Here is a 16,030-nt window from a genome sequence, read left to right on the forward strand (position 1 = left end):
CCTCAGAAGGGTACCTCGCTGAAAACTTGGCCACGCTGAGATCGAACCGCTAGCGATGAGTTCGCCGGCAGCATTCCTGCCACGTTTGGCATGCAGAAACCGCATGGCCCGCCAGGCTTTGAAACCATCAGCCGACCAAACAAACCCTCACTCCCGGATCCCGACTGTTTAGCCAGAATCCTCATTATAGTGGCAGCCTGAACTTCAACATGCGAGCCGAAAAACTTACCGTCGCCGGGGCTCGCCGCAGCAGGAATCTCGTTCATATTGGCTCTGATCAACGGATGGAGTCTATCGGAAGATAGGTCAAACTCTCCATGTCCCTTAATCCAAAGGTACCCACCGGTAGCAACGTCCGGTCTGCTGGAATGTGCGGCATTCTCCGATGCTCTGGCATGCGCCCGTTCATCCGCAGTGGTGCAGTTGTGAACGAGTACTGAAGTCCCGCCCGCCACCACATAGTACGTGTGCAGGTTGCTGACGGTGAGGTTGTGGACGGTGGCTTGCTGGGTCGTCCAGCGTTTGATGGCGGTGATCTGGACGTGGGTGCCGGCGCTGGTGCGGAGCCACTGGCCGGGGCGGAGGGCGGTGGCGGTGATCCACTCGCGCAGTTCGGGGACCCAGAAGGGATGGCCGTCGGTCGCGGTGACTTCAGCGGTCTTCGGGCCGGCCTTGCCATCGGTGTCGATGGTGACCTTCACCAGGTGCTTGACACCGTCGCCCTTGATCTCGGCGGTGACTGTCTCCACCCGGATCTCGCCCGTTTCCGGGTCGGTGGCCATGACCTTGTCGCCGAGCCTGACGTCCTTGATCGGCTTGGTGGAACCGTCGGCCATCAGGACGCGGGTGTCCGGCGTGAAGCTGTTGGTCAGACAGCCGTCACCCGAGTCGGACCCGCCGCCCGCGTCGTCGCGGCCCGAACCGCCCCGCGAGCCGCCCGACTTGGACTCCGCCCGGCCTCCGCCGGACGAGCCCTTGGACTGGGCGGTCTTGCGGGCCTGCACCTGCGGCGCATTGCCCCGGGCGCCCTTCGAGCCGGTATGGCTCTTCCTTTTCACAGCCTCGGCTGCCGCCTTGGCCGCCTCCCGCGCTTTGCGTTTCGCCTCGGCCGCAGCCGCCTCCGCCGCCTTCTTCGCCCTGATCAGCGCCGCCTTCGCGGCCTTCGCCGCCTTCAGTCCGGCCTCGGCGACGGCCTTCGCCGTACGCCATGCCTTGACCGCGCTCATCGTGGCCTCGAAGGCCCGCCACATCTTCTTCCCCTTGGAGAAGACGCTCGTCCACGGGATGGCGTCCATGAGCAGGCTGCCGCAGGCCCACAGATCACCCTGGGAGAAACAGCCCACCACGTCGTTCCAGCCGATGAACTCCTTGAACACCGCCCAGCCGGTCGACAGGATCACATCGCCTATCGAGATGGACAGAGTCCGCTGGTACTCGGCGATCTTTGCCTCCAGCGCCGCGATGGACGCGTCGAAGCTGGAGGCCGTCGAGGTCAGACCGCTGGGATCGGCATGGGTGACCGGGCTGTTGTTGGCGTACGAGTAGCCGTTTGCCTGGAGCGGATCACTCTCGTCCAGTACCGGGTCCGCGGAGATGAACCTGCCCGTGGCCGGGTCGTACTCCCGCGCCCCGAGGTGCACCAGGCCCGCCGCCGCGTCGTCCTGCCCCGTGGCGAAGGCCGTCCTCGAACGCTGCGAGATATTCGCGGCGCGGTCGTCACCCCATGGGTCCTTCTTGGTGATGCGCACGGACTGGCCGCCGTCGAGACGGACCTCGGCCAGTGGCGTGCCGTTGTGGTCGACCGCCTCGGCGAACACGTGCTCGCTGGTGCCGCCCGTGGAGTTCGTATCGCGGTAGCGCGTCACCGTCGGGGCACCGGCGTGCCCGTAGGAGCGCGCCGCGTAGCGGAGCTTACCGGCGGCCGTAAGGGCGACGCTGGTGTCGGGCAGGTGCAGCACCGCCCCGGCGCCGGAACGCTCCAGTAGACGGTTGCCCAGGGCGTCATACACGTACGTCGTCTTGGAAGCCGGCTTCCATATCTGGCCGGCCGCGGCCGAGTCGCAGGCCGCGAGAACCAGGTCGGTGCCCGTCGTGGTGGCCGGGGCGGCCAGGCACAGACGGCTGTCGGTGTGTTTGAGCTGACCGGTGCTCAAGGACTCCCAGCGCTGCGCGCCCACCGTGGTGTCACAGGCCTTGATCTGGACGGCCGCCCCGGCGACGGCACTCTTCGGCTGCGCGCAGCGGCCCGCGACGACAAGCTGTCCGACGGAGGCGTTCTCGGCCGTGCCGTCGTTGTCGGTGTCGGAGGCCTGGAGGCGGAAGTTCTGCGCCTTTGTACTGTTGCACACCCAGATCTGGAGGGGGGTGTCGGCGGTGGTGAGGGAGCCTTCGAGGTCCAGGCACATGTCCGCCGCCCCGATCCAGGCTCCGGAGCCGTCGGGGCCGAAGCCCGTGACGGACTCGACCTGCCCGTCCCAGTTCCAGGTCAGGCTCTGGCCCGCGTCACCACCCGAGGTACGGCTCTCCAGATTCCCCGCGACGTCGTAGGTCTGCGTGGAGCGGGACTTGACGGTGGCACCGGCCGCCGTGGTGGAGGTGGTGGTGTAGGAGGTCAGGGTGTGCGGCTGGTCGTTCTTGGCCGTGTCGCTGGTGCCGTAGTCGTACTCGCTGACGACATCACCCTTGGTGTCCCGTACTCCCGAGGTGAACGTCGGGTCGGCTTTGTGGGCCGTCTTCTTCTCGCGGTTGCCCAGGATGTCGTAGGTGTACGACTGCCAGTAGCCGTCGCTGTTGGAGGAGACGTTGACGGTCCCGTCGGAGTACACCGGCTCGGCCGTGCTCTTGCCCGGGGCGGTACAGGACTTGCCGCCGGGCGTCGTCCATGCCTGCGTCAGCTGTCCGAGCGTGTCGTACGTGAAGCACTGCTGGTCGGTGGCGCCTTTGCCGATCTTGTCGCCGATGGACAGGATGTTGCCCGAAGGGTCGTAGGCGTAGGAGCGCGTGCTCACCGTGTTTCCGGTGACGACGGCTGTGTCGGTGGCGTTCTCCCGGACGAGGGTGCTGGTCAGCAGCTCGCCGGTGGACTCGTTGAAGGTGTTGTCCTGCCACAGCCGGTGGCCCTGTTCGCCCACGGTGGAGCGCAGCACCTGCCCGTAGGGCGAGTAGGCAGTCTCGCCGACGTACCAGTCCTGGCCGGAGACGGTGACCGGGAGCCCGGCCTCGTTGTAGCGGGTGATCACGGATTCGGCGCTCAGGCCGCCCACCGCCGGAGTGGTGTACGACTCCTGCTGGCCGTCCGAGTTGTAGGTGTAGTTGTAGGTGTACTTGGTGGCGAAGCCGTCGGCGCTGGTGCCCGTGGTCGTGCCGTCGGGCAGCTTCAGGGTCATCGCCGTGGGCTGGTAGTCGGCCGTGTAGCCGTCGATGGAGGTGGTGTATGCCTTGCCGTCGGTGTAGCGGGTGGCAGAGGCGAGCTGGCCCTTGCCGCCGGGTGCGGAGTCGTAGACGTACGACTGCACGGCGGTGCCGGAGGTACCGCCCTTCGGTGTGACCTTGACCTCCGCCACACGGTTCAAGCGTTCGTAGCTGTAGGAAAGGGTCTGCCCGCGGGCGTCGACCGCCGTGTCCACACGGCCGTAGGCGTCGTATGTGGTGTGGGCGGCGCCGGCATCGGGGTCGGTGCTGTCGGTGACCCGGCCCAGGGCGTCGTAGGCCCGGGTACGGGTGTGGCCGGCGTTGTCCGTGGTGGTGACCATGTCACCGCGGAGGTCGTACGAGTAGCGGGTGCTGATCTCACCGGCGGCGCTCAGGGCCGTGTCGCTGAAGGTGTCCTGGCGCACGGTGCGGCCCAGTGCGTCGGTCCAGACCCGCGAGGCGGGCGTGCCCTTCGGCTGGCGAACGACGGTGTAGTCGAGGCCGTACTCGTAGCGGGTGCGGCGGTCCGTGGTCGCCACCGGGCAACCTCATCCTGCGCAAGGGCATCCTCGACAGCGACGGCGTGGGCACGGTCCTCAACAGCCTGGGCCAGTCCGGCTGGAGCCTGGACGGCGACGACCCCTACGCCACGGGAGCCATGCCGCCCGCCGACTACCCCCTGATCTACGGCAGCCCCGACACCCCCGGCAACGGCAACCCCGACACCACCAGCGACGGCATCCCCGACATCTGGGTGACCAACAGTGCCGGGGCACTACTGCGGTACAAGGGCGGCGCCACCACCCTCGGCCCCGCCACCACGGTGCGCTCCGGCGGCTGGAGCGCCGTAAAGCAGCTCGGCTGACAGCCGACGGCCGACAGCCGGGATTGCGGCTGGGGGCAACCGCTCGCACCTCGTAGCTTCGGCCACTGCCTGACCAGGCAGTGGCCGAAGCGCTATCGCGGTGGCGCGTCACCGTCGGGGCACCCGGCGTGCCCGTAGGAGCGCTCCAGCAGGCGTCGGATCGTGGTGTTCATCGTGCCGCGGTACCTGCTTCACCTGGGCTTTTGTGCTGGGACATCGCAGGGCCCAAAGGGCCCAGGGCGTAGGGGGAATTGGGCCTCCGGCGGGGTCCCCGGGCCTAGGCGGTTGTTGGTGTCCGCTCCGTAGCGTTCGGTCCGGATCTGGATCATCGGCTTGTGCGGAGAGGCTAAGACGTGAGGAAGAGCGGCTCGGCACGAGTCTTCTGGTCCTGGGATCGGGGGCAGGCGTCGGCGGAGTATCTCGGCGTGCTCGGGATCGTGGTGAGCCTGGTGCTGGGGCTCACGTTCACGTCGGTCGGAACGGACGTAGCCGTCGGACTCCGGGACGCGGTGTGCCGGATCCTGGGCGGATCCTGCGCGTCGGACCCTGGTTCGGGAAGCGGTGGAGACATGGCGCTGCCGGGTCCGGGGCCTTCGGGTCGCACCGTCCCGCCTGGGCCGGACGGAGAGGGCGGCATACCGGAATTCGACGATGCGTCGTTCGAGCCCGACAGATGCGTCCTGGCGACCGAGACCGACAAAGAGAAGACCGTGATGCGCATTCTCTTCATAAAGATCAGTTCCAGCAGTGAGCTGAAGGTCACGCAGTGGTCCGACGGATCGGTCACGCTCGATTCCACGGGAACGGTGCAGGGCGGTGTGGAGGGCGGTATCGACTTCCCCGGGCTCAAGCAGTGGGGCGGCAGTGCCTCGTTGAGCGGGAGTTACACCAAGGGCGGTGGTGGCGGCGGGCGATGGCTGTTCGACAGTCATCAGAGCGGCGATCCGCAGAAGGACCTGGAGGCCAACTACGGCGCCGCCAAGGAGTTCGCGGAGTATCTGAAGGGCGCGGCGAAGTGCAACAGTGGTCCGCCCCGGGCCTGGGGTACCGAGCTCGGCATGATCTGCCACAACGGGAACAAGGACAAGCTGCCGGAGCTGGAGCCCGAGAAGCAGCCGGACCTCGACATCACCAAGACCACCGACGAGAAGTCCGGTGACGTCAAGTTCGGCAAGAAACTCACCAAGGGCAAGGACAACAAGAGCGTCGGCCAGCTCACGGGCAAGGGCGCCCAGGGCACCTGGATGAACGACACCCTCGTCATGCGCGGCAACGGAGAGATCACCTTCGTCTACACGATGGAGATCAACGGCAGGGTCGGCAATGGCTATCAGGGTGAGGGCAGCCATATGCAGCAGTTCTACGTGACATACAACGCCGAGGACTACGACAGGGAGGAGGGCGAGGGCAGGGAGCACCGTCCGACCAAACTGCGGATCACGACGGCCGAGCGCGGCATGAGCGGCAATCCGGGCGTCGATGTGCGGGGATCGGTGCCCGCGGGGCCGTTCACCTTCCATGTCGAGGGAGGCGGCGGGAAGACCGACACGGAGGTGCACACCGAGGTGGCGGAGCTCGACCTCAAGGATCCCAAGGACAGCGAGACCGTTGAGAACTATCTGCGCAACGGGGAGGACGGCGACGACAGCGGGATCAAGCAGATCCACAACGCGGGCATCCCCTCCCCGCACTCCGCGTCCCAGCCACTGGCCCCCGACGCCACCTCCTTCGAGCGGCTCCTGCACGACAAGGGCAAACTCAGCAGCCTCGACTACAAGGTCAACATCGACTGGTGGAAGGCCGGGTTCGCGCTCAGCCTGGGCACCTCCCTCCACAAATGGAGCACAGGCTTCAAACTCTTCGGCCTGGAGACCAGCCACGAGCACGAGGAGCAGAAGCTGATCGGCGACCCGACCTACGCGGGCGCGCCGCGCGCCAACGGCGACCGCCCCTGGCTCCCGTTCAAGAAGTGCAGCGCGGTCACCCCGGTCTGAGCCCCGCCCGCCCCGGTTGAACGCCTACGCGCCCCTGTGTGTCCTGAGGCGCCGTCAGGTGTTGGGGTAGCCGTCAGGCCGCTGGGGCAGGGCAGATCGTTACCGCGACGCCCGGTAGTGCCGGTACCGGAGTGGCCCCTGGGACGCGCCAGAGGATGAGTCGTCGTAGCTCCCGCATTCCGGCGAGGGCGGCCAGTTCGGTGTCGTTCGGCGCCCAGTCGAGGAGTACGGAGCGGACTCCGCCCACCGCGGCGAAGCCTGTTCCGCGCGCGCCGGCCACCAGGCTGAGGTGGAGTACGTACAGTTCGGCCGGCAGCGTCCGCGCGCCGTTCGGCCGTGCGCTCAGCCGCAGGCTGTTCAGTTCGACTCCGGCGAGAGTCGTGAGGTCGACCGGTGTCGTGAGTCCGGAGACGACGAGTCTGCGCAGCCGAAGCCTGCCCAGAGGCGACAGGTCCAAGGGCCGGGTGGCGGCCCGCGTCGAGCACCGGTCCAGTATCAGCACTTCGAGCGACCGGACGTTCTCCAGCTGTGCCAACGAGGTCATCCCGTTGTCCCGCAAGGTGAGCCGGCGCAGTGCGGGCAGGCCGGCGAGCGGAGTCAGATCGGGTACGTCGTTGCGTATCAGCAGGTCCGTGATGGTCTTGAGGTGCCCGATACGTTCGATCCTGCGGGGGTTCTGCAAGTGGACGCTGAACCGGCTGAAGTCGATCTCACTGAGCACGTCACGCGCGTACACCTCGTAGTCACCGAACCGGCCCCAGGTCTCCAGCAGCTCGCTGATCGACCGGTTGTCCGGCTTCGCGGTGAACTGAAGGATCTTGTCTATGGCTCCCGGCGGGTTCCACTGCGCGGCGATCCGTGCCACCGCCCGCACCACCAGCGCGGCCCGTTCCGGAGGGAGGTCCTTCGGGTCGGGCAGCAGGTCGAGGACGAACTCGCCGGCCGCGGCGAGCTGGTCCGCGGCGGCCGTGGTCCGCGGCGGGATCAGTTCGGCCATCGCCTCTTCCACCAGGGCACGCACATCGGGTGAGTTCGGGTCCTGGAGTGGCAGTACGGCGCTCTGCTCCAGAACGGCGGCGGCGAGGAGGTACAGGGTGTCACGGTGCTCGGGTTCCGTTCTGCCGCGGTCGAGCAGGCTCAGCAGGACCTTCGTCCGCTCGCTGGGCCGTGCGTGCGCGCCGACCATCACCACCACATCGTGCCAGTGCGGTTTGTCCGCGTTGTCGAGCATCAGGTTGAGGTTTTCCTCCTCGACCACCTCCTTGGCCGCGAGATGGTCGCGGAAGGTGCGATGGACGAACTCGATCGAGCGATCGGGCAGCTCACGCAGCAGGCCGCTCTCATGGGCGAGGTACTCGAGCGTCCGCCGCGGGCTTTCACTGCCACCGCGCAGGCCGAAGAGGCTTGCCGCCACGCGGCGTTCGGCGACGTCGTGGTCCAGAATCAGCCGGCGATTGGTGACCAGCCAGAACGCGAGCCGCTGGAGCAGCTTCAGCAGCTCCTCGTCACGCAGCGGCGGATCGCCGCCGTCCGGTCCCATGCCGACCGCGTCGGCGGCCCGGCCGGTCCGCACCTCGGCGCGATGCCGACGGCGCAGATGGGGCCAGCGCACCAGGAGCAGGTCCACAGCCGCGTCGTAGATCTGCTTGCGGCTCTCCGGCAGATGCTCGCCGCGTTCCAGGTTCAGCGCACACAGCAGCCCGCACAGGAGCGGGTTCGCACTCATCCCCCGGAGTGCCGGCCGGTTGGACAGTGTGGACAGCAGCCCCTGCTCGCAGCGCTCCAGCTCTTTCCGGACCTCGGCGCCTCCCGGTGTGTCGGGCTGGTCGTCCCGTGCCTTCTTGTGCCATCCGTGCACATACCGCTCGACACTGTGCCGGCTCATCGGGAGCAGGTCGAACCTCTCGAAACCGCGGTCCACCCACCACTGTTCGGCCACGGTGGACGGGCGGGTGGTGACGATGCACCGGGTGTCGGGATAAGAGACGAGCTGCTCGTCCACCCACTCCTCGAGGTGTACCCGTTCGCGTGGGCGTACCTCGTCGAGCCCGTCGAGCAGGAGCAGCACCCTGCCCTCCGACAGCATGTTCCGGACCCAGCCGTCAGGCATCTCGGGGCGGAGCGTCTCCGCGACAAGCTCGTTCAGGGGAGGCGGGCGGCCATTGGCGAACCGTACGAGTTCCAGAAGGAACGGCGCGGCCGAGAACTCGTCCGCTCCGACGCTCCGCGCCGCGTCGTCGGGTCCGTACGCCTGGTCGGTACGGACGCCTCTCTCCGTACCGACACCGCCCGCCGCGACGGCGCCGAGCCAGCGCACGAGCGTGCTCTTGCCCGCCCCGGCCACACCGCGGATCAACGCACGCCGATGCGAGCGCAGCTCCCGGTCGGCCCGGGCGCCGACGCTGACCGTCCCGTCGTCCGCCCGGTCACGCCGCTTGAGCGTCAGCGGAACGTAGCCCATGGTGAACGGCTGTCTGCGCGGTATGCCACGGGGATCCACGGCGAAGAAATCGAAGCGGTCGAGGGTGCCCACCATGAACCGTCGGTATCTGGCCGTGAACGCCTCATCGGGATCGGGACCGGGATCGGACGTCCCGTTGCCCGACGCCTCGGGAAGCGGAAATGGAGGAGGAAGTGGAAGGGCAAGAGGAAGCTGATCGGCGTCCGCAGGCAGCGCGAGCAGTGCCCGCAGCCGGGACTTCTGGGCGGGCTCAAGGCCTCCGTCGAGAGCGCGATCGAGCCGTACGGCCGCCAGACGGGCCAGTCCGTCGCCGGGATGGTGCTTGCTGATGACGCCGACGATCCTGTCGCCGGCCCAAACGGCCGCGCCCGACATGCCTTCCCAGGGTGACGGACCGCCACGCGGGCCCTCGGCGGGCGCCACGGGGATCGTCACCTCCAGTGAACCCGCCCGCCAGTTCGACAGCACCGCCGCCGATCCCACGGCGTGATACGCGTCCCGGTACCGCGTACGGTTACGCGCCGGATCCGACGCCGTACGGTCGATGCGGCCGTCGTCTGCGGTGCGGCCGACGCGGCCAGCGGCCGCAGCCCGGTCGTCGTCCCGCAGCTTCCACCGCGGGAAGCCCACCGCCTGTACCTCCAGCACCTGAGGATGATCCGCGATCCGCGCGAACCGGGCGTCGGGCACCTGTCCGCCCGCCCGCGGCGCTATCGAGACCACCGCCAGATCCGAGCCGGAGTCGGACCACCATGTCGTCGCGGTCACCCTCCACTCCCCAGGGAGATCGGGCTCGAACCGGACGTCCACCGACCTCGCGCCCTCGACCACATGAGCCGCGGTCAGTACCGCCCCGGAGGAGACCAGATAACCCGAGCCGCGACGCTTCCGCTCCGCGCCGAGGTCCACGATCAGTTCGGCCACCCTGGGCCGGTCCAGCGCAGACGAGGTCACCGCTCGCCGTCCACCTCAGCGCCGGAGATCAGCGGCCGGCGGTCCGGTTCTCCGGCCCGCCGGGGATCCAGCGTCAAGGTGATCCGCTGAGTCGAGTTCTGCGCGATCTTGGCGTCGGCCCCCAGCTCCACCACCCAGAACCTGACCTTCGCGCCCGGCCCGGCCTCCTTGTCCACCGAGATGGTCAGCTCCAGCTCCACAGGGCCCAGTTCGAACCGCAGATCCGCGTTCTCGTTCTCCCCCTGACGCATCGCCTCGGTGAGCTCTGCCCGTAACTGCCCTATCATCTCGGCGAGTTCCACTGCCATGAGCTGTCCCCCTTCAGCACCACACAGACGTAACACATCATCACAGGGCACTTGTCCCGGGTGCAACGGAGATCTCGTGCGATACACCCGGCTACGATGCGCCCATCCGTGGCAGGGGGCATTTTTCGCACAGCAGCCGCGGAACAGTCGGCTTCACACCATCGGGGGGACCTCTACATGTTCGTGCTGTCCATATTGCTCATCATCGCGGCCGTCGTACTGGCCGTACTCGCCCGCAGCCGCTCCGGCGCCGGCGCCGACGGCTGGAAACTCGGCGCCGCGCTGGCCGGAGTGGCAGGGCTGGCCTTCGGCGTCATCAGCTGCGTGTACGTCGTAAGCGCCTACGAAGTCGGCGTCCCGGTTCTCTTCGGGAAGACCGGCACGCCGCTGAAGTCCGGAATGCATCTGAAGACGCCCTTCACCGATGTGACGACGTTCTCCACCCGCCCGGTGGACCTCAACCTCAACGACAAGGACGTGGTCGAGGTCCGTTCCTCGCAGGGCGGCGTGCTCTACGCGGACGTCACGGTCAAGTGGGCGGTCACGCCCGAGAACGCCGTGGAGCTGTACCGGCTCGCCGGCAGCCAGGGCGCGATCCAGGAGCGGCTGGTGCTGCCGGACAGCCGCGAGATCATCCGTGATGTCTTCGCCAAGCACAAGAGCGAGGAGGGCTATGCCTCGGGCCGGCAGGCCATCGCCTCGGAGATCGAGACATCGATCAAGGAGCGGCTGAAGCCGCGTGGTATCGACGTCACCAACGTCAATCTGCGCAACGTACGGCCGTCCGAGCAGCTCCAGACGCAGATAGACAAGAAGCTCCAGCAGGAGCAGGCCACCGAGCGCGCGGTCGAGGCGTCGCGCACGGCGAAGGCCGAGGCGGAGCGCAGGCGTATCGAGGCCGAGGGCGTGGCCAAGGCCAACGCGATCCTGGAGCAGTCACTCACCGACCGCGTCCTGCGCAACCAGTGCATCGAGGCCTTCAAGGAGGCCGCGAAGGCGAACCCGGTGTACGCGGTGCCGTGCGGTTCGGGCTCGAACGGTACGCCGGTCATCGTGGACGGCACCGGGAACTGACACGGTCGGGAACGCACGCCGTCGGGAACGGACGCGGTCCGGAACTGACGTAGTCCGGAACTGACGCCGCCATCGGCGCACCGACGGCGCATGAAGAGATGTACGGCGAACGCCACCTCGCGGTCCGCGAGGTGGCGTTCGCGCGTCCCTCCCGGGTTTGCGGGCCGTTGGGTGTCGGTTGTCAGTGGGCGCTGGCACGATGGTGGACATGAAGATCTACAACTGGCGGCCCTTCCTTGAGCGGTGGAGTGCGGACTGGGAGGACTCGGCCGGGACGGGGGAGCGGTGGCTGGGTTCCACGGCTGTGGAGGAAGAGCGGATCGAGGAGCTGGAGGAGCGGCTCGGCGTGGCGTTGCCGCTGACCTACCGGTCGTTCCTGGCGGTCACCGACGGCTGGCGGGCGGCCGGTACGGACATCGGGGTGCTCGGGACGGTGGAAGGGCTTCGCTGGTACGGGACGCCGGGCACGGAGTCCGACGGACAGGCGGAGACGCGGCTTGAGCCGGCTGCGCCGGGCGCACGGCTTGAACTGGCCGTCGCGTCGGACGCCGCGATCCTGCTCGACCCAGGCGAGGTAAATGCCGACGAGGAGTGGGCGGCGTATCTGTACCGTGGCCGGCCGGGCGAGTCGGGCGGGGCAAGTGAGGCGAGTGAGGAGCCGGAGCGGTACGAGTCGTTCCTGGAGCTGATGCAGGCGCTGTTCCGGGAGTTCCACCGCAATCACGCGAAGTCTCCCGGCTTCGAGAACGCGACGACGCGCGAGCTCGACGCCGATGTCGAGGAGGCGCGTACGGGCTGCCTGCGCGGGGACGACATCGAGGGCCGGCTCGAACGGCTCGTAGAGGCGGACAGGTGCGGCCGGAGCCGTGCCCGTGGGCTGCGCGTCCAGGTGGAGGCGATGCTGGGCGGCGGGCCGCTGTACGTACGGGAGTTGGCGCCGCTGGCCGGGCTGGAGGAGATGGACCCCGAGGAGGTCGCGGAGCGTACGTTCCGGTACGAGCCCTCCGGGGCCTTCGGCAAGGCGGTCGCCACCGCGCGGGAGCACGCGCGGTGGGGCGACACGGACGCAGCATGGGAGACGATCGCGGACGCCGTGGCCGAGTGGGAGCCGCGCGGCAGCGAGCACATAGCGCCCGTCGGACTGCTCGCCGATCCTCTTCTCGGACCGGTGATCACACCTGAGCGCGGCCGGTACATCCTGGAGACGCCCCGAGGCGAAGAGCGGGAGGAAGGCGTGATGGAGAGCGAGGAGCCGGGTGGGCCGGGAGAGCCGGCCTTCGACGGGCTCGCCTGGCTCGCCGACGACGGACAGGAGCGTGGCTCCTACCGGTTCCTTCTTGTCGAGGACATATCACCCGAGGATCTGGCCGTACGCATCGCACGGGAGCCGGGCCGACCGGTGACGTCGTCGGCGCCGGCCGACGAGCGGGAGGCCGGGCAAGCGGCCCGTATCGGATGGTGCGGAGGCGACAGCGGCTGGAGCTTCGCCTTCGTGAGCGACGACATGGGCCAGGTGGGCCCGGAGGGCCAGAGACGTTCGGAGGGCCTGGAGCCCTTCCCGGCCGTCGGACCGTCCGACACGGCACGCGAGTTGGGCGAGATCGCCTCCCTGGGCACGGCGTCCGTCATGGTGTGGGTCGAGAGAGGCAGCGAGTCGCAGGAGATACCGGGCACGTTCCACTTCTCCTACGCCGAGGACGGAGAGCGCCGGTACGGATTCACGGTGCACGGCGGAGACATCGACGAGTGGGGAACGCTTCCGGAGATCCTCGACCCGGAGGACCTCTTCCCGGGCTCCGAGGATGTCGCGCTGGATCCCGACGATGAGTACGAGGCACTGGACGCCATCGCGGAGGAGTACGAGGTGTCCCTGCCGCAGTTCGCTCTGACGCAAGGGCGGTTGCACACCGTGGAGACCAGGCCCTGGATCGCCGCTTCGTGACACCGGTCATGATTCCGGTCATGATTCCGGTCCATGCCGAGCCCATCGGCACGGAGCGGCTGGCGCTGCTGCCGCTCCGTGCCGAGGACGCCGACGCGATGGCCGTGGTCCTGTCCGATCCGGCGCTGCACACCTTCATCGGCGGATCGCCGGCGACGGTGGAGGAGTTGCGCGCGCGGTATCTCCGTATGGTCGCGGGCTCGCCCGATCCCGCCGTCTCCTGGTGCAACTGGATCATCAGCAGCGCCGGAAGCCCGGCGGGATACGTGCAGGCCACCGTCGTCAAGGATGGCGGTGGCGATCTCACCGCCGAGATCGCCTGGGTGGTGGGAACGCCATGGCAGGGCCGCGGGATCGCGAAGGAAGCCGCGCGAGGGCTCGTACGGTGGCTGGAAGGCCAGGGCGTACGGACCGTGCTGGCCCATGTCCACCCGGAGCATGGAGCATCGGCCGCCGTCGCCAGGGCTGCCGGGCTGACGCCGACCGATGAGCGGCACGACGGAGAAGTGCGGTGGCGGCGGCAGTGGCAGGGGCGGCGGAAGCGCGGATAACCGGCTCTCCGGTCCATGTCGGACTGGAGAGCCGGTGTGGGCACCGTGCCTCGGCGGATGCCGTGCCTCGGCGGGGATGCGCCTCACTCGCGGTTGAGGCTGGAGCGGCTGACGACGTCCGTCAGCGGCCGTAGCGGATCAGGGCTCGCACCATGCGGCAGGTGGTGTCGGACGGCGGGTGGATCCCGATCCGGGCCGCCATGCCGCGGATCCTGCGGTTGGTCGCGTTCGCCGGGTGGTACACGCCCGAGTCGAGCAGGGCGATGGCGAGACGCATGGCCTTGAGCCGGCGGTTGTGGCTCTCGTACCACTCCCGGGGCTGGCCCGCGGGCAGTGGTTTACGGACGATGGTGGGCGCGGTGGGCTGAGTCTCGAAGAGTTTCGTCGTGATTGTGGCAACGGCCATCGGCGACCTCCCGGCGCGGTGGTTGGACCCTCACGAACTACCTCTATTTTACTGCCCACCACTGACAATCGTCCCTGGCCAGAGGGCATTTGACGAGATCTGGAACAGGTACCCGGCACAGGGCCGCCCGGCACGGAACCGGGCGTGGTGAACACCGTCCACCGTGACGGAAGTTACCGCTGTGGCGGTTGAGCGGAACGGCCGGACCGTCCGTACCTAACGGCACACGGAACCAGTCGGCCCGCCCCCACGCGGCCGAGGACAGGAGCCCCCACACGTGTCCCGTAAGAAGACCTTCGGTCCCAGGAAGAAGTTCGCCCTGCTCGCCGCCTCGGCGGCGCTGGTGGGCGGTACGGCGGTGGTGATGACCGGCACCAGCCAGGCCTCGGTGGTCTGCGACGGGCTGGCCACGGCCCTGGGCAACAACGAGAACTTCATCGCCGGACAGCGGGCCGAGCCGGACGCGCAGTCCGAGGCACGGATCGCCAACCGCGTCGCCGTCATCGAGCAGATCAAGCTCCAGCAGGCGGCGTCCGGATGCGAGGTCGGCGAGGGAAGCGGCGGTGAGGACGCCGAGGCGGGAGGCGGCCAGGCGGAAGGCGGTGCGCAGCCACCGGCCGCGGAACAGCCCCCGGCGGAGGAACCGGCTCCCGGCGCCGAACCGCCCGCGGGTGACGGTGTGGGCGAGGGCGACGGCGAAGTCGTCTGCGCGGGCTCCACCGTCACCCTCTCCGGCGAGGCGGGCGCCCCGGCCGCGTCCAGCAATCAGTTCCCGGTCGGCACCACGCTCCGCGTGACCAATCTCGACAACGACAAGTCCACGACCGTACAGGTCACGTCACCTTCCGGAAGCTGCGCCCTGCTGAACGACGCCGCGTTCGAGCAGGTTCGCGAACCGGGCAAGTTCCTGATCCGCAACGCCCGGATCGAACGCGTCCGGAGCGCCGGCCAGACCGGCTAGTCCTTGGCCCGCGTCTCCTGGGCCTGGGCCTCCGTCGCCTGGGCCTCCGCCTCCGCCAGGATCTCGGTCAGCCGCAGCCCGAACCGTACGTCGCAGGCGTGCGGCTGACCCGTACGGACCGACTCCAGCAGTGCGTCGGTCGCCGCGCGGAACGAGTCGACCGGATCGCCCCACTCCGTCGGCAGCACCGCCGTACCATGCTCGCCGCGCACCTCGACGCCCGATCCCGATCCCGCCTCCGGCGCGCTCAGGGTCACCGCCACCGTACTGGCCGCGCCGGACACATGCCGGAGCACCAGATGGGTGAGGTCCCGCTCGCTCCGTACGGCCGTCACGTCCGTGACATCGCCGAGCAGCGGGATCAGGGCCGACAGCGCGTGCGGACCGACGTCCCACAGCCCGCCCTTCTCACGGCGCCAGGGAGACGCGGCGTACGGGCTGTCGGCGCCCGTTCCGTACAGGGCGTTGAGCCAGTACGCGTGGGCGGTGAACCAGCCGCCCTTCGCGGCCTGCTCGTCGATCCAGCCCGCGGTCCCGGGCGCGAAGCGCAAGGTGCAAAAGACGACCGACTGGACGCCCGTGGACGCCGCCGCGTCCACGACCTCGCGGGCGCCGGCCACGGTCGTCGCGACCGGCTTGTCCATCAGCAGATGGAGTCCGGCGGCTGCGGCCCGCGCCGCCAGCGGTGCCTGGATGTCCGGCGGCAGGGCGAAGGCGATGGCGTCGCTCTCGGCGAAGAGCGCGTCGATGCCCGCCTCGCCGGAGTGCGCGGTGGTGTCATGGGCGGCGGCGAGGGCTGCGGCGGCCTCGGGACGCCGCCCCCAAACACCGCTGAATTCGATTCCGGGATGGCCGGCGAGGGCAGGGGCGTGCGTACGCTCCGCCCAGGGGCCGGCGCCGAGGAGTCCGATACGTGGCTTGCTCATGCCGCTCAGTGTGCCCCGTCGCCCTGTGGCGCAGGAGGCGCGGGTGGACGTACGGGGCGTAAAGCCACGCGGTCGGTACGGGGCCGGCACAGGGCCGGTTACGAGGCCGGTACGGGCGTAAAACCGTGGGCTCCCGCGCCACCACCGGTGTTACGTTGCACGAGCCGGCCGCGGGCC

Annotated in this window: 11 protein-coding genes; 6 read left to right on the forward strand and 5 right to left on the reverse strand. The window is 68.9% G+C overall.

The features are described from left to right. Positions 1 to 2: 2 nt before the first annotated feature. Positions 3 to 3,950, reverse strand: a complete 3,948-nt coding sequence (locus ACFV6H_RS10605; protein WP_385540454.1) for an RHS repeat-associated core domain-containing protein — start codon at positions 3,948 to 3,950, stop codon at positions 3 to 5. Positions 3,951 to 3,994: 44 nt separating this feature from the next. On the opposite strand from ACFV6H_RS10605, the gene ACFV6H_RS10610 reads away from it, so the two are divergent. Continuing rightward, on the forward strand, positions 3,995 to 4,276 hold the full coding sequence (locus tag ACFV6H_RS10610; protein ID WP_385540456.1) for a hypothetical protein: 282 nt from the start codon (positions 3,995 to 3,997) through the stop codon (positions 4,274 to 4,276). Between the two features lie 353 nt (positions 4,277 to 4,629). Then, positions 4,630 to 6,270 carry a hypothetical protein gene (locus tag ACFV6H_RS10615; RefSeq protein WP_385540458.1) on the forward strand — a complete coding sequence of 547 codons (1,641 nt, stop codon included), beginning with the start codon at positions 4,630 to 4,632 and terminating at the stop codon, positions 6,268 to 6,270. A gap of 73 nt (positions 6,271 to 6,343) precedes the next feature. On the opposite strand, the gene ACFV6H_RS10620 is transcribed toward ACFV6H_RS10615, so the two are convergent. After that, positions 6,344 to 9,685, reverse strand: a complete 3,342-nt coding sequence (locus tag ACFV6H_RS10620) for an NACHT domain-containing protein (RefSeq protein WP_385540460.1) — start codon at positions 9,683 to 9,685, stop codon at positions 6,344 to 6,346. Beyond that, complete coding sequence (locus ACFV6H_RS10625; protein WP_384980108.1) at positions 9,682 to 9,993, reverse strand: trypco2 family protein; 312 nt, start codon at positions 9,991 to 9,993, stop codon at positions 9,682 to 9,684. Before ACFV6H_RS10625 ends, ACFV6H_RS10620 begins: the two co-directional genes overlap by 4 nt. 177 nt (positions 9,994 to 10,170) lie before the next feature. On the opposite strand from ACFV6H_RS10625, the gene ACFV6H_RS10630 reads away from it, so the two are divergent. From ACFV6H_RS10630 to ACFV6H_RS10640, 3 genes are all read left to right on the forward strand, one after another. Then, entirely contained in the window at positions 10,171 to 11,067 is an 897-nt protein-coding gene (locus ACFV6H_RS10630; RefSeq protein ID WP_385540462.1) for a prohibitin family protein, read from the forward strand. Between the two features lie 208 nt (positions 11,068 to 11,275). Beyond that, positions 11,276 to 13,009 carry an SMI1/KNR4 family protein gene (locus tag ACFV6H_RS10635; RefSeq protein ID WP_385540464.1) on the forward strand — a complete coding sequence of 578 codons (1,734 nt, stop codon included), beginning with the start codon at positions 11,276 to 11,278 and terminating at the stop codon, positions 13,007 to 13,009. A gap of 20 nt (positions 13,010 to 13,029) precedes the next feature. Further along, on the forward strand, positions 13,030 to 13,560 hold the full coding sequence (locus tag ACFV6H_RS10640) for a GNAT family N-acetyltransferase (protein ID WP_385540466.1): 531 nt from the start codon (positions 13,030 to 13,032) through the stop codon (positions 13,558 to 13,560). A 121-nt stretch (positions 13,561 to 13,681) separates the two neighbouring features. On the opposite strand, the gene ACFV6H_RS10645 is transcribed toward ACFV6H_RS10640, so the two are convergent. Continuing rightward, entirely contained in the window at positions 13,682 to 13,966 is a 285-nt protein-coding gene (locus ACFV6H_RS10645) for a hypothetical protein (protein WP_093604886.1), read from the reverse strand. A gap of 277 nt (positions 13,967 to 14,243) precedes the next feature. On the opposite strand from ACFV6H_RS10645, the gene ACFV6H_RS10650 reads away from it, so the two are divergent. Continuing rightward, positions 14,244 to 14,927: a hypothetical protein gene (locus tag ACFV6H_RS10650; protein WP_385540468.1), complete on the forward strand. Its 684-nt coding sequence runs from the start codon at positions 14,244 to 14,246 to the stop codon at positions 14,925 to 14,927. On the opposite strand, the gene ACFV6H_RS10655 is transcribed toward ACFV6H_RS10650, so the two are convergent. Then, positions 14,924 to 15,853: a Gfo/Idh/MocA family protein gene (locus ACFV6H_RS10655; protein WP_385540470.1), complete on the reverse strand. Its 930-nt coding sequence runs from the start codon at positions 15,851 to 15,853 to the stop codon at positions 14,924 to 14,926. The genes ACFV6H_RS10650 and ACFV6H_RS10655 overlap by 4 nt on opposite strands. Positions 15,854 to 16,030 lie beyond the last annotated feature (177 nt).

The sequence above is a fragment of the Streptomyces sp. NPDC059743 genome, from assembly GCF_042732975.1.
Lineage (GTDB): Bacteria > Actinomycetota > Actinomycetes > Streptomycetales > Streptomycetaceae > Streptomyces.

Coding starts and splice junctions, on each gene's coding strand:
- ACFV6H_RS10625 (WP_384980108.1), bottom strand. CDS start 9,993: ATGGCAGTGGAACTCGCCGAGATGATAGGGCAGTTACGGGCAGAGCTC.
- ACFV6H_RS10630 (WP_385540462.1), top strand. CDS start 10,171: ATGTTCGTGCTGTCCATATTGCTCATCATCGCGGCCGTCGTACTGGCC.
- ACFV6H_RS10635 (WP_385540464.1), top strand. CDS start 11,276: ATGAAGATCTACAACTGGCGGCCCTTCCTTGAGCGGTGGAGTGCGGAC.
- ACFV6H_RS10640 (WP_385540466.1), top strand. CDS start 13,030: ATGATTCCGGTCCATGCCGAGCCCATCGGCACGGAGCGGCTGGCGCTG.
- ACFV6H_RS10645 (WP_093604886.1), bottom strand. CDS start 13,966: ATGGCCGTTGCCACAATCACGACGAAACTCTTCGAGACTCAGCCCACC.
- ACFV6H_RS10655 (WP_385540470.1), bottom strand. CDS start 15,853: ATGAGCAAGCCACGTATCGGACTCCTCGGCGCCGGCCCCTGGGCGGAG.